Below are 18,720 nucleotides of genomic sequence, written 5' to 3'. Positions count from 1 at the left end.
ACGTGCGTTGTTCTCTGACTGAACCATTGTGCGGCAGGCGCCCGGGTCTGGTGCGCCCGGGCGGGTCCCGGCGGCCGGACTCAGGGGTTCGGGGCGGGGACCAGGGGAGGTGAATCGGAGCGAGAACTCAGGGATCCGGGAAAGGGCTCAGGAGTCGAGTGCCTGGGCCAGCGCGTGTCGCCCGATCGCGTCGAGGAGGGGGTCGTCGCTGGAGTGCGCGCCGGTCGCCGCCCCCAGCACGACCGCCCAGCCCCGGGCACGGTCCCAGGTGTGCGGGTCGACGTGGGGGAGTGCGGCACGGAAGGCCGCCCGGCCGGGCGCGTCGAAGAGCATCCAGGCCGCCGCGAGATCGGTGGCGGGGTCTCCGGAGGTGAGGTCGCCGAAGTCGAGGACGGCGGCCAGGCAGGGGCGGTCGGCGGCCGTGACCAGCAGGTTCGCCGGGTGGAGGTCGCCGTGCACCCACAGTGGCGGGCCCGTCCGGGCGGGGGTGTCGGCCAGGCCTTCCCACAGGGCGCGCAGGTCGCGGGGACGGGGGACCCGGCCGCTCTCCAGGTACCGCACCACCCGGTCGTGGCGGTCGCGCAGGGGGACGCCGCGCACCGGGTTGGCCGGGGCGTCGTCGGGAGCCGGAACGTGCAGGCGGGTGACGAAGTCGGCCAGCGGAGCGGCGAGCGGACGGCGGTCGGCGACGGGCAGTTCGGCGGCCATCCGGCCCTCGAACCAGGGTGTGACCGACCAGTGCCAGGGGTAGCCGTGGCCGGGGCGGCCGACCCGGACCGGGGCGGGAACCGGACGCCGACCCGTGCGGCGATCGGGCCGAGCCAGCGCTGTTCGTGCAGGACGAGCCGGGACGCGGCCTCGCGTCGGGGCAGCCGGACGGCGAGGCGGTCTCCGAGCCGGAAGAGGGCGTTGTCCCATCCGTTGGCGGCCTCGAACACGGGGAGGCGGGCCAGGTCGGGGTGCTGGTCGTGCAGGAGCGCCGTCACGAGAGCGGGGCTCGTGTCGACCTCGGCGGCGGGCGTGCGCATGCTCCATGATCGCCGATCCGGACGTGCCGCCCCGTTCGCGCACGTCATTCCTCTCGCGCCCCTTGCTCCTCCCCGGTCGTCTGGTGGCCGGACCCGGGGTGGGAATGCTCCTCCCGCGCAGCTCCACTCGGAAGTGACCAGCGGGTAGTCCCCGACCGGGCGCCAGAACACAGGGGTGCCTGCACCCCTAAATCGCGGCGTGGTGGTGCCATGGCCCGGGTCACACGCCGCGCCTAGCGTGGTTGCTATACCCGCCGCCCACGTCACCAGGGGGAATGGATGCCCAACGCGAGCACGGCGCCGTCTACGGCGACCCTAGGAACCCGGCGGGGGAGCGACTTCTCCGAGCTGTCGCGCCGGGTCCAGAAGGCCGGTCTGATGGAGCGCACCCCCGTGTACTTCGCGGTTCGGCTGTCGCTGATCGCCCTCTCCTTCGTCGGCGTGTGGGCCCTGTTCTTCCTCCTCGGGAACTCCTGGTGGCAGCTGGGTACGGCCGTGGCGATGGCCGCGGTGTTCGGGCAGGTGGGGCTGGTGTCCCACGAGCTCGCCCACCTGCAGATCCTCTCCAAGCGCGGCCCGAGCGTGGCCCTGGGACGGATCGTCGGCAACCTCGGCATCGGGCTGGGGTACGGGTGGTGGCAGGACAAGCACACCCGGCACCACGCCAACCCGAACCACGAGGAGCTCGACCCCGACGTCGGCGCCGAACTGCTCGTGTGGTCCGAGGGCCAGGCCGAAGCGGCCCGCGGGCTGCCCGCCTTCCTCGGCCGCTACCAGGCGTTCCTCTTCTACCCGCTCCTGCTGCTGGAGGGCATCAACCTCCACGTGGGCAGCGTGCGCGCGCTCTTCCGGCGCAGCACCAAGCAGCGCGCCCTGGAGGGCGTGCTCCTGGGCGCGCACTTCGTGCTCTACCTCGGCGCGGTGTTCGCGGTCCTGGACCCGCTCCAGGCGGTCGCGTTCATCGCGGTGCAGCAGGGACTGTTCGGCGTCTACCTGGGCTGCATCTTCGCCCCCAACCACAAGGGCATGCCCACGCTGAAGAAGGGCGAGAAGCTCGACTTCCTCCGCAAGCAGGTGCTGACCTCGCGCAACGTGCGCGGCGGCTGGTTCACCGACATCGCGCTGGGCGGCCTCAACTACCAGATCGAGCACCACCTGTTCCCGAACATGCCCACGCCGAACCTGGGTCGGGCCCAGGTGATCGTGCGCGAGTACTGCGCGGAGATCGGTGTGCCCTACCACGAGACCGGTTTCGTGCGCTCGCACGTCGAGGCCCTCACCCACATGCACAAGGTGGGCGCGCCCCTGCGTGAGCGCCACCGCCAGGCCGCCTAGCCCGGACGCTCCGGTCCCGGTCGGCTTCGGTACCCGAACGGCCGGGATCGGTGCTTCCATGGGGGTCGGTGATCGTCGGCGAACCAGGAGGGCCCGTGGCGGCGGAAGAGGTCTACAGCGTCGAGCGCGTCATGGAGCACGGCCCGGAGATCTACGCCGGGACCGATCTGGACGTGCGGGCGGTGGTGGCGCGGATGCCTCACGAGGTCAAGGAGCACGTCCTCCTCGACCGCGTGCCCTGGCACCGCTTCCCCCACGCCTACGGGACGGACGACTCCGTGCCGCGCGGGCTCGCAGCGCTCCGCTCGGACGATCCGGCACAGGTGGAGCGGGCGCTCGGCTCGCTCTGGAGCACCGTCTGCCACCAGGGCGCGACGTCCCCGTCCGGCGCCCTCGCGGTTCCCTTCCTGCTCCGGGCCGCCGCCGATCCCTCGGCGCACGGCCGAGCGGGCACGCTGGAACTGGTCGCCGAACTGGCGAGGCCCGAGCACTTCGGTGACGGCACCCGCGCGGGCCTCCTCCGCAGTACGGAGGACCGGGTGCTGTGGGACAACAACGGCTACCTCGTGCACTGGTCCGTCGAGGCGGCACGGGACGCCGTCGCCGCCGATGCCGACATCCTCCTGTCCCTCCTCGACGATCCCGTCCCCGACATCAGGAGTCCGGCCTGCTACGCGCTGGCCACCGCCTCCGGTGCGGTCGGCCGGATCTCGGCCGCACTGCACGACCGGTTCCGTGTCGAGGAGGAGCCGGCGGTCCGGGCGAGCCTGGTCCTGGCGATCGGTCAACTGGCCCGGGAGCGCGCCGACGGGCACGCGGTCGCGTGGACCCGTGGCCTGTGGTCGGACCCGGCGCGGCCCGCCGAGGTCAGAGTGGGCGGCGCGCTGGCGTGGTGGTGCCTGGTGGACGATCCGGTTCCCGCGGAGCTGCGGGCCGTCCTCGACGACGTCGTCACGGACGACACGGTCCGTCTCATGGCGGACGTGCCGTGGATGCGGGCGGTCGACGAGCACGGAGCCGGGCTGACCCGTTGCGTGGCGCGGATGTTGCGCCCTGACGCGCGTCCGGTGGTCGCTCCCGACCCGTCCGTCTGACCTAGCCCTCCTGGCCGTGCTCCCTGGCGCGGGCGGACTCGGTGTGCGATCCGGGCTCGGACTCGGGCAGCGGGACGGCCCGCAGGACCTCGTTCGGCTCGTAGAAGTCGGCGGGCGGCATCGCGCGCAGCGCGCTGACCAGCTCCTCGTCCCCGTCCGCCGCCAGAGCGCGTTCCACGATGGCGTCCTTGTCGGCGGGGAAGTCCATGGCGTCCAGGATCTGCCGCAGACCGTCGACACCGCGCTTGACGCCCATGTTCCACCTCTCGTTCGACCGCGGTCGGACCCGCGTCGGCAACGATGGGTGACTACCCGATAGCGGAGGGTTCAATCGCCGGGCCCGGCGGACGGACGGGCCCGACGATCGGTCGGAGGGCGGTCAGTGCGCGGTCAGGCGCCCAGGAGGTTCTCCCGCAGGGTCGTGCCCGCGTAGCCGTCGCCCACGGCGCCGCGGCGGCGCAGCTCGGGCACCAGCAGGTGCACCACGTCCAGCAGCGACGACGGCATCGACATCGGGTTGCAGACCATGAACCCGCCCCGGGACCCGGTCGCCGCGAACTGTTTCTCCAGCTCGTCGGCGACGGTGGCGGGCGTACCGGCGATCGTCTGGTCGTAGCCGGTGGCGAACCGCCAGCCCTCCTCGAAGAACTCCCTCCGCTCCATCTCGGCGTCCTCGCCCCGCTGGGCGATCAGCCGTTGCAGGAAGCCCGCCTGCGTCGCCTGCGCCTCCGTGATCGCCTCCGCGACCTCCGCCAGCGCGAACCGCTCCGGCAGGGTCGAGAAGTCGAACCCGTGGTTGTACGACAGGTAGGCGCCCACGGCCTCCGGCGGCAGGCTCCCGGTCATCCGCTCCTTCTTGGCCCGGGCCTCGGCCTCGGTCTCGCCCAGCACCACCTGGATCGCCCACAGGATGCCGACGTCCTCGGGCGCGCGGCCCGCCGCGACCAGTGCCTCGTCCAGCCGGGCCCGGTGCGAGACCTGGGAGGGCAGGTGCCCGCCCAGCCCGAACACCACGTCGGCGAAGGCCGCCGACGCCGCGATGCCCCGGGGGGAGGCCCCCGCCTGCACCAGCACCGGCCGCCCCTGCGGGCTGGGGACCGCCGGCAGCGGACCGGCCACCCGGAAGTGCGTGCCGTCGTGGTCGACGCGGTGCACCTTGGACGGGTCGGCGAACACGCCCGTCTCCCGGTCCGCGACGATCGCCCCCGGCTCGACCGAGTCCCACAGCCGACGGCAGACCTCGACGAACTCCTCCATGCGCTCGTAGCGGGAGTCGTGGTCCATGAGGCCGTCGTGGCCGTAGTTGGCGGCGTCCGCCAGCCGGCCCGACGCGACCACGTTGAACGCGATCCGGCCCGCCGTCACGTGGTCCAGCGAGTTCAGCAGCCGCGCCACGTAGAAGGGGTGCATGTAGGTGGAGGAGTAGGTCAGCCCGAACCCGATCCGGCTCGTGGCCTGCGCCATCGCCGCCACGAACGGGCTCATGTCCTGGCGCGGCCACTGCACGCCGTGCCGGACCGCCGCGTCCATCGACGACTCCCACGTGTCCGGGATCCCCGTGCCGTCCCCGAAGAACAGCATGTCGATCCCGCCGCGCTCGGCCGCGATCGCCAACTCCGTGAACATCCGCACGTCGGGGTAGGCGGCGCCCACCCAGGACCCCGGTGCCGACCAGCCGCCCTCGGTGTGGGTGAAGGACAGGTCGAACGCCAACTTCATCCGGTTCACCCGGCCACCTTCCGTTCGTGCGCCGCCGCTCCCGTGCCGCCGGCGTCGGCGCCTTCCGCTTCCGCGCTGTCCGACTCCGTGCGGCCCGCATCCGCGCCGTCCGCTCCCGTGCCCCACGCCGACGCCAGGGCATCGGCGGTGGCGACCACGGCCGCGTTCTGGCCCAGGGCCGCCAACGCGTGCCGGTGGGCGTCCTCCTGGTAGGCCGCCGTGGCGTCGGCCGCCACCACGGTCCGGAACCCGAGCTGGAAGGCGTCCCGCACGGTGGCGTCCACACAGCACTCGGTCGTCAGGCCGGCGGCGGCGACCCAGGTCGTGCCCGCCGACCGGAGCGTGTCCGCCAGACCGGTGCCGTGGAAGCCCGAGTACCGCCGCTTCACCACGACCTCCTCGCCGGGCTCGGGGGCGACCCCGAACCACGCGGCGCCGGGCGACCCCTCCACGCAGGGCTCCTCGTCAGGATCGCCGGACGGGTCCTCGGGCAGGCCGCGCAGCCAGCGCGACGCGGCCCAGGGCCGCGCCGGGTCCTGCCCGAGCCCCACCCACACCACACGTACACCGGCGGCTCGGGCGGCCGCGACCAGGGCGGACACGCGGTCCACGGCGGCGGCGACCCGGTCCCGGTCCGCCTCGTCCAGCCAGGTGAGCGCGGCCGGGTCGGCGAAGTCCCGCTGCACGTCGACGACCAGCAGCGCGCCCTCCCGGACGGGGCCGGGCGGGGCCCAGACGCGCCCGGACACGTCGGTGAGGCCGGTCCCCTCGCTCAACGCGCCCCCGCCCCGCCGGCCGGTGCCGTGTCCGAAGCCGAGCCCACGCCCGCGCCGGCGTCCGCACCCGCGGCCACGGACGCATCCGCCTCCGCGTCCCGCAGCCGCGGCATGACCTTCTCGCCGAACTCGGCCAGGTCCGCGTGGTAGTCGGGGAAGATGAGCATCAGCCCGTCCAGCTCCGCGTACTCGACGATCTCGCGGATACGCCTGGTCACGGTGTCGGGGGACCCGGTGACGAAGGTGGTCTGGAAGGCCTCGTCCTCGGGGTTCTCCGCGGTCAGGGACAGCGCCTTGTCCAGCGGCAGGCCCCACGAGCGCTTCATGTTGACGATCGCGTCCACGTCGGCGCCGCGCCCGTACTCGCGCCGCCGCTCCTCGGCGGCGGCGTCGGTCTCGTCCATGATGACCGTGAGCATCGAGTACGTCCGGATGGACCGGCCCTGCTTGCGCGCGCGAGCCTTCACGTCGAGGCTGGCCTCCCGCAGACCGGGCAGGTCCTGCGCGGTCAGGAACGAGCCGTCGCAGTGCCTGGCCTGGAACTCCAGGCCGGTGTCGGAGCGTCCGGCGCTGATCAGCGTGGGCGCCGGGTTCGGGTGCGGGCGCGAGCGGCAGTCGTCCAGGGTGAAGAACTCGCCCTGGTGGGTGACGGAGTCCTCCGTCCACAGGCGTTCGAGGAGGGAGGTCCACTCCTCGGTGTACCGGTAGCGCGCGGCGTGGTCGAGGTCCTCGTTCCACAGGCCCATCTGCCCGAACTCGTCGGCGTAGGAGCCCACGACGATGTTCATGCCGGCGCGGCCATCGCTGATCTCCTGCAGGGTCGTGTACATCTTGGCGGCGATGGCCGGGTTGAACAGGTTGGTGTGGATGGTGGCCCACACCTTCACCCGCTCCGTGGCCTCGGCCAGGCCCGACATCATCGTCATCGACTCCAGGGTGCGGCCCCAGTGGTCGGTGGACCCGTCGTAGCCGCGCCACTTGCCCATGGACATGATGAAGTCGAAGCCGTGGGCGTCGGCCAGCACCGCCGCCTTCTTGTTGTAGTCGTAGGTCGCCTCGGGGTGCGGTGCCGTCTCGGAGATGATCCAGCCACCGTTGCCGATGGGCAGGAAGATCCCGTACTCCGTGTCGGCCGTCCCAGCCGGTGCCGCCATGCGTGGCTCCTCGTTCTTCGTGTTCACGGTGTGGGGAGGGTCGGGTCCGGGCGGCCGGCGCGATCACCGGGCCGGCCGCCCGGACCCGGGGTGCTACTCGGCGGGCCAGGCCACGTCGCCCGCGACGTGGACCGCTTCCAGGTAGCGGGGGTCGAACAGCGGCTCCAGGTCCGGCATCTCGTCGAGCTGGCCGTTGTCGACGAGGGTCTGGCCCTCGGCCTCGGTCAGGGTGAGGTCGATGTACCCGGCCGGGGAGGACTCCTGCGTGGAGGCGGTCACCAGCTCGTGCTCGGCGTTCCAGACCCGCAGGTTGTGCTCGACGTCGTATCCGGACTCGGAGAGCTCGGCCGCGAACTCCACGCACTCCTCGCCGTTGTCCACGCAGTGGTCGAAGGCACGGGACATCGCCCGCAGCACGTCCTCGACCACGGTGGGGTTCTCATCGGCGAAGTCGCGGTTGGTGGCCATGACGCCGAACGAGCCGACCACCCCGTAGTCCTCGGGCAGCCACTCGTTGTACTCCTCCTCCATGTCACTGAGGAGGAACGGTTCGTTGGAACGGAAGCCGGTGAGGGCCTGGACCTGGTCGCGCGGCAGGACGCTCGGGTCGTAGCCGACCTCCACCTGCTCGATGGAGTCCATGTCGACGCCGTCGGAGACGAGCATCGCCTCCAGCGGCGCGGGCATGTTGCCCTTGTGGCCCAGGGTGGCGCCCTCCAGATCGCTGAGCTCCTCCACGTCCGTGCCCGTGAGCAGCGTGGCGATCGGGACGTGGCCGTAGGTGGCGACGCCGATGACGTCGATGTCGGCGTCGTTGGCCATGAGGATCTCGGCCTCGCTGCCCATCGAGGTCAGCTGGGCGGTGCCCGCCGCGACCGTCTGGGCGTTGCCGATGGTGTCGCCCGTACCGGGCTGGATCTCGACGTCGAGGCACACGGCCTCGAAGTAGCCGAGGGCGTCGGCCGCGACGGCCTCCAGGATGCTGACGGAGGCCTGGTACTGGTAGCCGGTGATGTACGTGATCGTTCCGGCATCCCGGTTGGTCTGGCACCGCTCCTCATCGATCACGGCGGCGACCTCCGGCTCGCTGTCCTCTGCCTCTCCGCTGCCGCACGCCGAGACCAGCAGAACGGCGGAGGCCGTCGTCGCGGCCGCGGCGGAGCGCAGAAGGAGGCGTCTGGGGTTGGCGGTGGGGGTGGACATGCGTATTGCTCCGATCATCAGGGGGTTCTCTGCTGCGACTCGTGCCAGAACAGCAGCCTGCGTTCCACGGTGGCCGTGAACGCGAGCATGAGGACGCCCATCGCGGCCAGGCAGGCCACGGCCGCGTAGACGTGCGGCAGCTGGGCGTTGGAGGCCGCGTTGCGGATCATCGTCCCCAGCCCGCTGGAGGAGCCGGCGGCGACGAACTCCGCGACGACCGCGCCCACGATGGACAGGGGGAGGACGACCCGCAGGGCGGCCAGGGTGTAGGGGAGGCTGCTCGGCACGCGCAGGCGCAACAGGACCTCGAAGCGTGAGGCGTGCAGGGTGGAGAACACGTGCAGGACCGGCGGCGGGACGGAGCGCAGGCCGGTCGTGACGTTGATCAGCACCGGGAAGAACGTGATGATCGCGGTGACGATGACCTTGGGCGCCATGCCGAAGCCGAACGCGACGACCAGGGCGGGCGCCAGGGCGATGACCGGGGTCACGTTCAGCACCACGGCCAGCGGCATGATCGCCCGGCGCAGAATCGGGATCTCCGACATCAGCAGGGCCAGGACGAACGCCAGTCCGGCACCCCAGGCCACCCCGATGAGAGCGATCTGGAGAGTGGACCCGGCGTTCCGCACGAACAGCGCCGGATCGTCGAGCAGGGTGGTGCCGACCTCGGAGAGCGTGGGCAGGATGTAGGGCTGGTCGGCGGCGACCGCCGTCCAGGCGGCGCCGACCAGCAGCACGGCCACGACCGTGGGCAGCCACAGGGCGGGGTGCAGGACCGACCGCCGCCGGCGCCGCGGGGGCGCGGCGGGAGCGGTGGTGGGGCGGGGACGGACGTCCGGGGAAGTGCCCGTGGCCATGTCCGGTAGTCCTCTCACAGTGGTACGAGGTCGTCGGGGGCGGCGCCGGATTCCCACGCGACCTGCAGTGAGGCGCGGACACGGTCCTCCACCCGGTGAAGGCGGGGGTCGGCCGTGACTCCGGAGCCGCGCGGACGGGGGAGGTCGACGGGCAGGACTTCGTGCACCCGGCCGGGGCGGGCGGACATGACCACGATCTCGTCGGAGAGGGTGACCGCCTCACGCACCGAGTGGGTGACGAACACGACCGTCGTGGACATGTGCTCCCACAGGCGCAGCAGGTGGAGCTGGAGCGCCTCGCGGGTGAACTCGTCCAGGGCGGAGAACGGTTCGTCCATCAGCAGGACGTCCGGGCGGATGCCGAAGGCGCGGGCGATCGCGACGCGCTGCTGCATGCCCCCGGAGAGCTGGTGCGGGTACTTGCGGGCGACGTCCTCCAGACCCACCATGCTCAGCAGTTCGTCGGGGTCGCCGGCGGCGTTGCCCGCGCGGCGGTTGACCCGGGAGGGCAGGGCCACGTTGCGGCGCACGTTCAGCCACGGCAGCAGCGCGGGGGTCTGGGGGACCAGACCCACCGCCTTGGCGGCGCACATCCGCTCGGGAGTGGACCCGAAGACGGCGACGCGCCCGGCGTCGGGCCGTTCCAGGCCCGCGAGCACCCGGAGCAGCGTGGACTTGCCGCAGCCGCTGGGGCCGATGAGGCTGACGAAGTGTCGCCGGGGGACGTCGAGGTCGACCCGGTCGAGCGCGGGGCGGGCGGGGTCGCCGCCCTCGTAGGTCTTGGTGAGGCCGCGCACCTCGATGCGGTCGTCGCTCATGCGGCGTCCAGCCGGTGGAACCTGCGCTCCTGGTAGACCAGCGGCGCGGATTGCCCGATCCGCACGTAGGCCACGTCGAACAGGATCATCGTGTGGTCGCCGGCGCGGTGCCGTGAGTGGACGGTGCCCTCCAGCGCGACGGCGGATCCCGGCAGGACGGGCGCGCCCAGGTCGCCGGTGGTGAAGGGGGCCGCGTCGAACTTGTCGGCGCCGCGGGTGGCGAACACCCTGGACAGCCGTTCCTGGCCGTCGGCCAGGACGTTGACCGCGACGGTCCGTGCGCGGGTGAAGGCCTCGTGGCACTCGGCGGTGGAGGCGAGGCAGATCGCGACCAGCGGCGGGTCGGCGGAGACCGAGACGACGCTGTTGGCGGTGAAGCCGTGGCGGCGGCCGTCGACCTCGGCGGTGACGACGCTGACCGACGTGGCCATGCGCGCCAGGCCGTCGCGCAGGGCGGCGGGCTCGTGTCGTATGTCGGTGGAGCCCGGGACGGGCTCGGGTGTGGTCATTCCTACTCCTCGGTGTGTGTGGGCCATCGCGCTCCGTCGCCGGTGGAGTGCGCGGTCGACGGGTCCGTGGGCGCCGGGGTGGCGGGCCGGACCGGCCGGGTCCGCCGGACGGTTCGTACCCGGGCCGGGCCGGCCGGGCTCACAGAGGTGCGGTGGCGGTGCCCATGACGGAGGAGAGGGTGGCGGAGTGGCGGTCGTACCAGGCCAGGGCGGGATCGGTGTCGGTACCGAGTTCGCCCAGGGTCTGTTCGCGCAGGTAGAGGGCGGGGACCGGGCAGGACGCGGCGAGTTCGACGAGGACGGGGCGCAGCGCCGACTCGGCGGCGTGGGCGTGCCCGTCCGAGGCGCCGACCATGAGGGGGACGGCGATCGTGCCGCGCAGTCCCTCGGGGGGCATCCGGTCCAGGAAGGCCTTGAGCAGGCCGGTGAACGTGCCCTTGTACACGGGGCTGGCCACGACCAGGAGCCGGGCCGAGCGGGCGGTCGCGACCGCCTCGTCCACCGCGGCGTCGCCGGGGTCGAGGACCGCGGGGCCGTGGGCGGACAGGTCGATGGTGGTGACGTGGTCGTCTCCCGTGAGGGAGGCGAGCAGTCGGGCGACGTGCTCGGCCGTGCGGGCCGTGCGCGAGCCAGGGCGGGGATTGCCGACAAGTGCGGCCACATGGGAAGAGCCCACGGGACACCCTCCAGGTATCTGTCCTCGGTTGGCAACACCGAGGAGAACGGTGGAGAGCGGGCGGAAGCAGGTGAGTCGACGGCCCGCGGGGATCGTTGACGCGTCAAAGCTAGTGACGCGGTTTTAACTGACTATGACGTCCTGGTCACGTGATGGTGTCGAGTGACCGGACGGTGGTGCGGTCGTCGACCAGGACGACGGCGATCCCGTGTGTGGCGAAGGCCGACCGCAGCCAGGAGCCGCGGGCCAGGTGCCGGGAGAGCTGTTCGCCCATGGCCAGGACGACGCGGGCATCGGGGAAGTGGGTGTCGCGCAACCAGACGAGCTTGAACGCGTCGGCGATGAGCTTGTTGCGCTGGACCGACTTCACCGGTCCCCGCAGAGGCGCGCACTGGCCGAGGACCGTGGGGTGGCCCTCGTCCGCGAAGTCGACTCCGACCCGGGTTCCGTCCGGGAGAGTGAACGCGCGGGGTGCCACACGGGTTCCCAGCAGCGCGGATAGCGCTCGGGAGAGTTCCGTGTCGTCGTCCCGGGCGAGGGTGTCTGGTGGGGGACCGACCACTGAACGCGCCATATAGGCAGACCTTAGTACACGGGAGTTCAGTCGTCATCGGGATTGTGCACTTGTACCACCAGTAACAGAGGCCCCGTGTGTCCCTCACCTGGACCCTTGGTCGCGAGGTGTGTTATGAGTCACATCGCGTGATCGCCCGCTTTACTTCAACAATGGTTGAGGTTCTAGCGTCGTGGGGGACGACGGGACGTTTCCCCGGCCGGCGACCGGGCACCCGGGCCGGGATCCGAGGGGGCGTCGACGGATGCGAGGAAGCGGAGACGCGAGTGGACACCGACACCCCCCGGCGCGCGACGTGGCGGGAATGGGCGGGGCTGGCCGTGCTGACCCTGCCCCTGCTCATGGTCGCGACCGACATGACCGTGCTGTTCCTCGCCCTGCCCTCCATCGCCGCCGATCTGGCCCCGAGCAGCACCCAGCTGCTGTGGACCCTGCACCTGGGCGAGTTCCTCGCCGTGGGCATGGTCCTGACCATGGGCTGGATCGGCGGGCGGATCGGTCGCCGGCGTCTGCTGGTCATCGCGGTGTCGGTGTACGGGCTGGCCTCGCTGGCGGCCGCGTTCGCGCCCGACCCGGCGGTGCTGATCGCCACGCGGGCGGTGATGGGGGTGGCGGCCGCCTCGCTCATGCCGAGCATCACCTCGCTGCTGCGCGTGATGTTCACCGACTCCCGCCAGTTCTCCGTGGCCGTCGCGGTCGTCATGAGCGCGTTCTCCGCGGGGATGGCGGTGGGGCCGCCGCTGGGCGGGGTGCTCCTGGAGTACTTCTGGTGGGGCTCGGTCTTCCTGGTGAACGTGCCCGTGGCGGCCGTGCTGCTGCTGGGCGTGCCGCTGCTGCCCCGGATGCCGGGGAGGCGCGGGGAAGGACGGATCGACCTGGCGAGCGTCGCGCTGTCGCTGGCGGCGATCATCTCGGTGATCTTCGGCCTGCAGGAGATCGCCGACCGGCAGGCGTCCGCGGCCGGCGGGCCGCTGTGGCCCTACGCGGCGGCAGTGGTGGCGGGCCTCGTGCTCGGCACGGTGTTCGTGCGCCGCCAGCTGCGCCTGCCCGACCCGCTGCTGGACATCCGGCTGTTCGCGGCGCCGGCGTTCTCGGTGGCCCTCGGCGCCATGCTGCTGATGCTGTTGGCCGTGGGCGGCGTGGACATGCTGCTCGCGCAGTACCTGCAGTCGGTCCTGGGGCTGTCGCCGGGACGCGCGGGCCTGCTGCTGGTCGCTCCGGCCGTGGTCTCGATCGTCGGGGGCATGCTGCCGCCCGTGCTCGACCGCTGGGTGCGACCGTCGGTCATCATGGGAGGCGGACTGATCACCGCCTCGGCGGCCGCGGCCGCCATGGTGCGGGCGGTGGGGCAGCGGGAGACGGTCGCGATCGTCCTCGCCGCGATGCTGCTGGCGTTCTCGCTCGGGCCGCTGTTCACCCTGGGCTACAACCTCATCGTCGTCTCGGCGCCGCTGCACAGGACGGGTTCGGCCACGGCGATGGGGGACGTGGCGGGCGGGTTCGGCAACGCGCTCAGCCTGGCGTTCCTGGGCAGCCTGGCCGCGGTCGTCTACCGCTGGGGACTGGACGGCGCGGAGCTGCCGCCGGAGGTGCCGGGCGCCGTGCGCGAGGCGGCGGGGGAGAGCATCGGCGGGGCCGCCGCCGCGGCCGGGGACGTGCCGGGACCCGCGGGGGCCGCGCTGGTGGACGCGGCGAACGCGGCGTACACGACGGCCGTCCAGACGGGCTACGGCTTCGCGGCGGCGCTGATGTTCCCGGTGGGCCTGGGGGTGCTGTGGCTGCTGAGGAAGGTCCGCCTGGACACCGCCGGTCAGAGGACCGAGTCCCCCGAGTCGGGCGAGCGGGTCGCGCCGGGTGAGGCAGGCGAGGTGGCCGGGCCGGGCGAAGTTGCGGAGCCGGGTGAGGGCGTCGGGCCGGGTGAGTTGGCCACGCCGGGTGAGGCAGGCGAGGTGGCCGGGCCGGCCGAGGCGCGAAGCCGCACCTGACGCCGCCGGGAGACGCGCGTCCGAACGCCTATCCTGGCCGGTATGACGCCGACGAACGCACGCGATGCCTCCTAAACAGAAGCGGGGCGAGGCCACCGTCGAGCGGTTGTTCACCGCCGCCATCCAGGTCTACGCCTCCCAGGGCGAGCGGGGCTTCACGGTGAACGCGGTCAGCGCGGCGAGCGGCGTCAGCCTCGGCAGCCTCTACCACCACTTCGGCAGCTTCGACGGCTTCACCGTCGCACTGTGCCTCAGGTGCACGGAAGAACTCTTCGACGCGCTGGGCGCGGCCGTGACCCCCACCCGCACGGCCCGCGGCGGCATCCGCGCGCTCGTGGTCGCCTATCTCCGCTTCATCGAGGAGAACCCGGACGTGGCGCTCTTCCTGCACTCGGCGGTCTCGGCCGGCCTCATCGAGGCCCACACGGACCAGATCCGGGCGGACATGCTGGGAGGCATCTCGGCATGGGTGGGCCGACGCGTCGAGGCCGGCGAGATTGCGCCCCTGCCCGGGCCGGTCATCGAGGCGCTGGCCATGGGCCCGGTGGTCGCGATCGCGCGGCACTGGCTGGCCAGTCCCCACAACGTCGACCTCGCCCAGGCCGCGCGTGCGCTGCCGGACCGGATCTGGCGGTCCCTGCTGCCGGAGTAGCGCACCGCACTCCGCACCTCGCGTACTCGTGCACGCACACGGGCCGGGCCCTCATGACCCGGCCCGTGTCGTCCACCGCTGCGGCACGAGGCCGCCGCGGTGCCGTCCCGTTGGTCAGTCTAGAGTAGAACTAGATATTTTTTCTAGAAATTCTTACTTTCTGGCGGTCGCCCCCCTGATCGCGGGCCGGTGGCGTGGCTGTCCAGGGGCCCGGAAGGGGAAGCATGGACGCGGGGTTCGACGAGGTCGGCGGATACCGGCTGGTCCGGGAGCTGGGTCGGGGCGGGTTCGGTTCCGTTCACCTGGGCGAGGCCGCCGACGGCAGCAGGGCGGCGGTGAAACTGCTGCACACCGGCCCGGGCGTGGACCCGCGCTTCGCCGAGATGTTCGCACGGGAGGTGGAGGCGGCACGGAGGATCAGCCCGTTCTGCGTGGCCCAGGTCCTGGACGCCGACCCGCACGCGGACCGGCCCTGGATCGCCAGCGAGTACATCGAGGGCCGCACGCTCATGGCGGAGATCGAGGCGGAGGGGCCGCGGCGCGGCGCCGACCTGCAACGCCTGGCCATCTCCACCGCGACCGCGCTGACCGCGATCCACCGGGCCGGGGTCGCACACCGGGACCTCAAACCGGAGAACATCATGATGGCGCCGGACGGGCCGCGGGTGATCGACTTCGGGATCGCGCGCGCCTTCGAGGAGACGGCGGTCTTCACCGCCACCTCGCGGATCGGGACGCTGCACTACATGGCGCCGGAACGGCTGGACGACTCCCTCCACCTGACGACCGCAGTGGACGTGTTCGCCTGGGGCGCGGTCATGGTCTACGCGGCGAGCGGGCGGCACGCGTTCTCTGGCCGAACCCAGACCGCCGTCATCAAGAGGATCCTGGTGGAGGAACCGGACTGCTCGGCGGTGCCCGGGGAGCTGCGCGGGCTCGTGGTCCGGTGCCTGGAGAAGGATCCGGAGCGGCGCCCGACCGCCCACGGCGTGCTCGACGCGCTGCTGGGGCAGAGCGCGGGCGGGGGCGGGGCGGGAACCGACGTCGACGACTCGATGGAGCGGGGCAGCACCGCCGTGACCCGGATCGTCGGCCCCGAGGGCGTCGGCCCGGAGCGGACACTGCTGGAGACACGGCGGGAGACGGCGGAACCGGAGCGTGCGGCGGGGGCGGATCCGGCGACGGCGGGGCCGGAGGAGGCGGAGACGGTGGGGCCGCGGAGAGTCGAGCCGGAGCGAGCGGTGACGGCGAAGCCCGACCGGCCCCCTCGGTCCAGCCCGGTTCCGGAGCCGTCGCCCGGGCCGTCCGCGAGCCCGCCCTTCCGGTTCGCCGGACGGCTCCACCGCACCCTGGAAGAGCTCGCCGAGACCATGCACGCCCACGGGAGTGCCTCCGAGCGGGTCTTCGGCGACGCCGACCGGAGGTCGCTGCTCGCCGCCTGGGTCATCGAGGACCTGCAGGACCCCCGGGTCGAGCGGAGCCTGTTCCGCACCCGACCGGTGGACCCCGCGCTCGCCGTGGCCGGATTCGTCGCGCAGGTCCGTCCGGACCTGCCACCGAGGTATCGGACACGGGACATGGGGCTGTCCGCCCTGCGGGAGAGGGCGGTCCGGGAGCGGGCGGGGGCGGCCGACCCCGTCGGGCTCGTGCCCGAGGTGCTCGACGTGATGGCCGAGTACGACTGCCGGGATCCCGACCACTCGTGCGCTCCGGGCGACGGCTGCGTCGAGTACCGGAGCCTCGTCGAGGACGTCCGGTTCGCGCGGAGCGCCTACGCCGACGCGATCGCCCCCTACGTCCGCTGGCAGAACTCGGCCGGCCTCGGACGGACGAGCGGCCCCGCGGAGCGCGTCGCGGATCCCGAGTTCGTCCTCGCGGCGCTGGCCCCCGAGGCGTGGCAGCGGGGTGTCGCCGAGGACCGCGCCTCCGTGGACGAGTCGTGGTGGTCCGGCCTGCCGCCGCTGCTACCGCCGAGCGCCCCACTGCGTGAGCGTCTGGTCCGGGGCATGGTGATCCGGCGGCTGTGCCGCCTGCTCCGGGAACTCTCCGCCCAGTACGCGCAGCTGGGGTCGAGCGTCGACCGGCTGGAAGGCTACGTGCACGAGCACAGCGAGGCCCAGGATCGCAAAGCGCGCGGGCGGGGCGCCAGGGCGGGGCTCGGGGCCGTGCTGTCCCTGGGCGGCCTGGTGCTGGTGGGCGGGTTGGTCCTCGGGGGCCTGGTCGCCTCGGTGGAGACGGGCCTCCTCGCCGGGATGATCGTCGCCGCGTTCGGCTTCGTGGCCTACCGGGCACTCGGTGACATCATCATCGGCCCCGTGGCCGAGGCCCCCGTGGGCGCCGAGGACCCCTTCCCCTCCGTGTCCGGTCACCGGGCGAAGGTGGCGCGCGCCCACGCGGCGATCGCGGACGTCACCGGCAGGCTCGCCGCTCTGGAGCGTCTCCGGGCACAGGTGCCGCGTCCGGACTTGGCGGAGCCGTCGTACTCGGACGGGGGCCGCGAGCACGCCGGGGAGCGGCGGTCCGGTGTCGGTGCGGACGGCCCGGAACGCCGCTGAGGCGTGGTCGGCGGGCCGGTCCGGCGCCGCCCCTTCCCGGAACCGGGGCCGCCCCCTCCCGGAACCGGCGCCGACCCTCCGGGGACCGGCACCGACCTTGGGGGACCGGCACGGCCCCGCCGACCGCAGCTCCGTCAGTGCCCGACCTCCAGGAGCGCCTTGCCGACGATCGTGCGCTCCTCCAGCGCCGCGTGCGCCTCGGCGGCCCGTTCCAGGGGGAACGTCCGGCCGATGACGGGCACGATCCGTCCCTCCGCGGCCGCGGACAGGACCTCCTCGATGCTCTTCGTCGCCGCCGCCTTCTCCTGGTGCAGGTCGGCGAGCGAGTACAGGGTCACCCCGCGCTCGTCCGCCTCGTCCTGCCCGATCTCGGCGAATCCGCCGCTCGGCGCCCCGTGCGCGGAGAACCGCCCGCCCCGCGCCGTGATCGCGAAGGCCGCGCGGCCGATCGCCCCGCCCGCGCCGTCGTAGACCACCTCCGGGTCCCGGCCGCCGGCGGCCTCCCGGACGCGCTCGGCCCACCCCGGCTCGGAGTAGTCGACCACGCCCTCGATGCCCCGGGCCCGCAGCAGCTCCAGCTTGCGCTCCCCGCGCGCCGCGCCGACGACACGGGCCCCGGCCTCGCGCGCCATCTGCACCAGCAGCAGGCCCATCGCCCCGGCCGCGGCCGTGACCAGCACCCACTGGCCCGGTTCGGGAGCGATCGCCGTCACGATGGACCGGGCGGTGACCCCGTCGTGGACCAGAGACGCGGCCGTCCGCGGGTCCAGCCCGTCGGGGACCGCCGCCAACTGGTCGGCCGGGACCAACGTCCGCTCGGCATAGGATCCGCGCGCCGCCGTGGTCGCCACACGCCGGCCGATCCACGACGGGTCCACACCCGCGCCGACCGCCGTCACCGTGCCGACGACGCCCCCGCCGGGGACGTAGGGCGGGCGGACGTCGAACCACTGACCGGCCTCGCCCCGGCGAATCGCCGTCTCCAGGAAGATGACGTCCGCCACGGACACCTCCACCGCGGCCTGTCCCTCCCCTGGCACCGGGTCGGGGCCCTCCCGCACGGCCAGGACCTCCGGGGCGCCGAACGTGCCCACCTCGATGAACCTCATGTCAGTACTCCTCGTGTCGAAGGGGGTCAGGCGGAGGCGTCGGCCGAGGCCGCGGAGCGCAGGGCCGCGTCGAGCGCGGCCTCGCTCTGGTCGCCGACGAGCGGGACGCGCGTTCCGGAGAACGCGAACACCGGAACGCCGCGGATCCCGTCGGCGCGGACCCGCGCCAGCTCGGCCCGCACCCCGTCGGCTCCGGCGGCGCTCCACGCGACACCGGTCTCCTGGGCCAGACGGCGCAGGACCGCCTCGTCGCCGATGTTCAGGCCCTCGCTGTGGTGGGCGCGGAACAGCCGCTCCACCATCGCCTCGCCGTGCCCCTGGGCGGAGGCCACCGCGACCAGCCGGTGCGCCTCGAAGCTGTCGGCCCAGACCGCGTCGTGGCCGAACACCAGACCGAGGTCCGCGCCCAGGGCGCTCATCTCGTCCATGGCGCCCTCGTGGTCGAAGTCCGCGCCGAAGTGCCGGCGGTGCACCTCCCGCTTGGGCTCGCCGTGCGGCGACGCGCCGGGATCGAGCTGGAAGGGGCGGAACGCCACGTCGAGGACGCCGCCCTCGTCCCGGAAGCGTGCGGCGGCCCGCTGGAAGCGGGTGTAGGCGAGGTAGGACCAGGTGCATCCGACGTCGAAGGTGATCTCCACATGTGCTGTCTTCATGGGGACGACGCTACGGACGG

18 protein-coding genes are annotated in these 18,720 nt (G+C 73.0%); 5 read left to right on the top strand and 13 right to left on the bottom strand.

Translation table 11 applies throughout. The annotated features are described in order from the left end of the window. Window positions 1–147: 147 nt before the first annotated feature. Complete coding sequence (locus HNR10_RS13490; RefSeq protein ID WP_312889246.1) at window positions 148–918, bottom strand: phosphotransferase; 771 nt, start codon at window positions 916–918, stop codon at window positions 148–150. A 488-nt stretch (window positions 919–1,406) separates the two neighbouring features. Here HNR10_RS13490 and HNR10_RS13485 point away from each other — a divergent pair, with 488 nt between their 5' ends. Beyond that, window positions 1,407–2,363 carry a fatty acid desaturase family protein gene (locus HNR10_RS13485; RefSeq protein ID WP_179829714.1) on the top strand — a complete coding sequence of 319 codons (957 nt, stop codon included), beginning with the start codon at window positions 1,407–1,409 and terminating at the stop codon, window positions 2,361–2,363. Between the two features lie 95 nt (window positions 2,364–2,458). Then, window positions 2,459–3,457 carry a HEAT repeat domain-containing protein gene (locus tag HNR10_RS30755; RefSeq protein ID WP_218897748.1) on the top strand — a complete coding sequence of 333 codons (999 nt, stop codon included), beginning with the start codon at window positions 2,459–2,461 and terminating at the stop codon, window positions 3,455–3,457. 1 nt (window position 3,458) lies between these two features. On the opposite strand, the gene HNR10_RS13475 is transcribed toward HNR10_RS30755, so the two are convergent. From HNR10_RS13475 to HNR10_RS13430, 10 genes are all read right to left on the bottom strand, one after another. Beyond that, window positions 3,459–3,713 carry a DUF2795 domain-containing protein gene (locus tag HNR10_RS13475; RefSeq protein WP_179823660.1) on the bottom strand — a complete coding sequence of 85 codons (255 nt, stop codon included), beginning with the start codon at window positions 3,711–3,713 and terminating at the stop codon, window positions 3,459–3,461. Window positions 3,714–3,847: 134 nt separating this feature from the next. After that, on the bottom strand, window positions 3,848–5,176 hold the full coding sequence (locus HNR10_RS13470; protein ID WP_246407168.1) for an NtaA/DmoA family FMN-dependent monooxygenase: 1,329 nt from the start codon (window positions 5,174–5,176) through the stop codon (window positions 3,848–3,850). 5 nt (window positions 5,177–5,181) lie between these two features. After that, complete coding sequence (locus HNR10_RS13465) at window positions 5,182–5,952, bottom strand: cysteine hydrolase family protein (protein WP_218897746.1); 771 nt, start codon at window positions 5,950–5,952, stop codon at window positions 5,182–5,184. Beyond that, window positions 5,949–7,106 carry an LLM class flavin-dependent oxidoreductase gene (locus tag HNR10_RS13460; protein WP_179823658.1) on the bottom strand — a complete coding sequence of 386 codons (1,158 nt, stop codon included), beginning with the start codon at window positions 7,104–7,106 and terminating at the stop codon, window positions 5,949–5,951. Before HNR10_RS13460 ends, HNR10_RS13465 begins: the two co-directional genes overlap by 4 nt. A gap of 93 nt (window positions 7,107–7,199) precedes the next feature. Continuing rightward, complete coding sequence (locus HNR10_RS13455) at window positions 7,200–8,309, bottom strand: ABC transporter substrate-binding protein (RefSeq protein WP_179823657.1); 1,110 nt, start codon at window positions 8,307–8,309, stop codon at window positions 7,200–7,202. 17 nt (window positions 8,310–8,326) lie between these two features. After that, entirely contained in the window at window positions 8,327–9,169 is an 843-nt protein-coding gene (locus HNR10_RS13450; RefSeq protein WP_179823655.1) for an ABC transporter permease, read from the bottom strand. A gap of 14 nt (window positions 9,170–9,183) precedes the next feature. After that, on the bottom strand, window positions 9,184–9,987 hold the full coding sequence (locus HNR10_RS13445; protein ID WP_179823654.1) for an ABC transporter ATP-binding protein: 804 nt from the start codon (window positions 9,985–9,987) through the stop codon (window positions 9,184–9,186). Beyond that, window positions 9,984–10,496: a flavin reductase family protein gene (locus HNR10_RS13440; RefSeq protein ID WP_179823652.1), complete on the bottom strand. Its 513-nt coding sequence runs from the start codon at window positions 10,494–10,496 to the stop codon at window positions 9,984–9,986. The genes HNR10_RS13445 and HNR10_RS13440 overlap by 4 nt, the downstream gene beginning before the upstream one ends. Before the next feature lie 139 nt (window positions 10,497–10,635). Further along, window positions 10,636–11,172 carry an NADPH-dependent FMN reductase gene (locus HNR10_RS13435; RefSeq protein ID WP_218897745.1) on the bottom strand — a complete coding sequence of 179 codons (537 nt, stop codon included), beginning with the start codon at window positions 11,170–11,172 and terminating at the stop codon, window positions 10,636–10,638. A 145-nt stretch (window positions 11,173–11,317) separates the two neighbouring features. Beyond that, complete coding sequence (locus HNR10_RS13430; RefSeq protein ID WP_312889244.1) at window positions 11,318–11,650, bottom strand: hypothetical protein; 333 nt, start codon at window positions 11,648–11,650, stop codon at window positions 11,318–11,320. 362 nt (window positions 11,651–12,012) lie between these two features. Between HNR10_RS13430 and HNR10_RS13425 the strand changes: the two genes are divergently transcribed. The 3 genes from HNR10_RS13425 to HNR10_RS13415 all read left to right on the top strand — a co-directional run bounded on the left by HNR10_RS13425 (window position 12,013) and on the right by HNR10_RS13415 (window position 16,938). Beyond that, the gene (locus HNR10_RS13425) at window positions 12,013–13,731 is read left to right on the top strand and encodes an MFS transporter (RefSeq protein WP_179823641.1); all 1,719 of its coding nucleotides are present in this window, start codon (window positions 12,013–12,015) and stop codon (window positions 13,729–13,731) included. 64 nt (window positions 13,732–13,795) lie between these two features. Further along, window positions 13,796–14,383, top strand: a complete 588-nt coding sequence (locus tag HNR10_RS13420) for a TetR/AcrR family transcriptional regulator (RefSeq protein WP_179823639.1) — start codon at window positions 13,796–13,798, stop codon at window positions 14,381–14,383. Between the two features lie 224 nt (window positions 14,384–14,607). Next, window positions 14,608–16,938: a serine/threonine-protein kinase gene (locus HNR10_RS13415; protein WP_179823637.1), complete on the top strand. Its 2,331-nt coding sequence runs from the start codon at window positions 14,608–14,610 to the stop codon at window positions 16,936–16,938. Between the two features lie 134 nt (window positions 16,939–17,072). On the opposite strand, the gene HNR10_RS13410 is transcribed toward HNR10_RS13415, so the two are convergent. Further along, window positions 17,073–18,047, bottom strand: a complete 975-nt coding sequence (locus HNR10_RS13410) for a zinc-binding dehydrogenase (protein WP_179823634.1) — start codon at window positions 18,045–18,047, stop codon at window positions 17,073–17,075. A 26-nt stretch (window positions 18,048–18,073) separates the two neighbouring features. Beyond that, complete coding sequence (locus tag HNR10_RS13405; RefSeq protein ID WP_179823632.1) at window positions 18,074–18,700, bottom strand: DsbA family protein; 627 nt, start codon at window positions 18,698–18,700, stop codon at window positions 18,074–18,076. Window positions 18,701–18,720: the final 20 nt, after the last annotated feature.

The organism is Nocardiopsis aegyptia (genome assembly GCF_013410755.1).
GTDB classification, from domain to species: Bacteria; Actinomycetota; Actinomycetes; order Streptosporangiales; family Streptosporangiaceae; genus Nocardiopsis; species Nocardiopsis aegyptia.
Note: the sequence above shows the minus strand (reverse complement) of the source record. Positions and strands in the feature narration are given on the sequence as shown.

Coding starts and splice junctions, on each gene's coding strand:
- HNR10_RS13490 (WP_312889246.1), bottom strand. CDS start 918: ATGGGACAACGCCCTCTTCCGGCTCGGAGACCGCCTCGCCGTCCGGCT.
- HNR10_RS13485 (WP_179829714.1), top strand. CDS start 1,407: ATGGAGCGCACCCCCGTGTACTTCGCGGTTCGGCTGTCGCTGATCGCC.
- HNR10_RS13475 (WP_179823660.1), bottom strand. CDS start 3,713: ATGGGCGTCAAGCGCGGTGTCGACGGTCTGCGGCAGATCCTGGACGCC.
- HNR10_RS13470 (WP_246407168.1), bottom strand. CDS start 5,176: ATGAAGTTGGCGTTCGACCTGTCCTTCACCCACACCGAGGGCGGCTGG.
- HNR10_RS13460 (WP_179823658.1), bottom strand. CDS start 7,106: ATGGCGGCACCGGCTGGGACGGCCGACACGGAGTACGGGATCTTCCTG.
- HNR10_RS13455 (WP_179823657.1), bottom strand. CDS start 8,309: ATGTCCACCCCCACCGCCAACCCCAGACGCCTCCTTCTGCGCTCCGCC.
- HNR10_RS13450 (WP_179823655.1), bottom strand. CDS start 9,169: ATGGCCACGGGCACTTCCCCGGACGTCCGTCCCCGCCCCACCACCGCT.
- HNR10_RS13445 (WP_179823654.1), bottom strand. CDS start 9,987: ATGAGCGACGACCGCATCGAGGTGCGCGGCCTCACCAAGACCTACGAG.
- HNR10_RS13440 (WP_179823652.1), bottom strand. CDS start 10,496: ATGACCACACCCGAGCCCGTCCCGGGCTCCACCGACATACGACACGAG.
- HNR10_RS13420 (WP_179823639.1), top strand. CDS start 13,796: ATGCCTCCTAAACAGAAGCGGGGCGAGGCCACCGTCGAGCGGTTGTTC.
- HNR10_RS13415 (WP_179823637.1), top strand. CDS start 14,608: ATGGACGCGGGGTTCGACGAGGTCGGCGGATACCGGCTGGTCCGGGAG.
- HNR10_RS13410 (WP_179823634.1), bottom strand. CDS start 18,047: ATGAGGTTCATCGAGGTGGGCACGTTCGGCGCCCCGGAGGTCCTGGCC.
- HNR10_RS13405 (WP_179823632.1), bottom strand. CDS start 18,700: ATGAAGACAGCACATGTGGAGATCACCTTCGACGTCGGATGCACCTGG.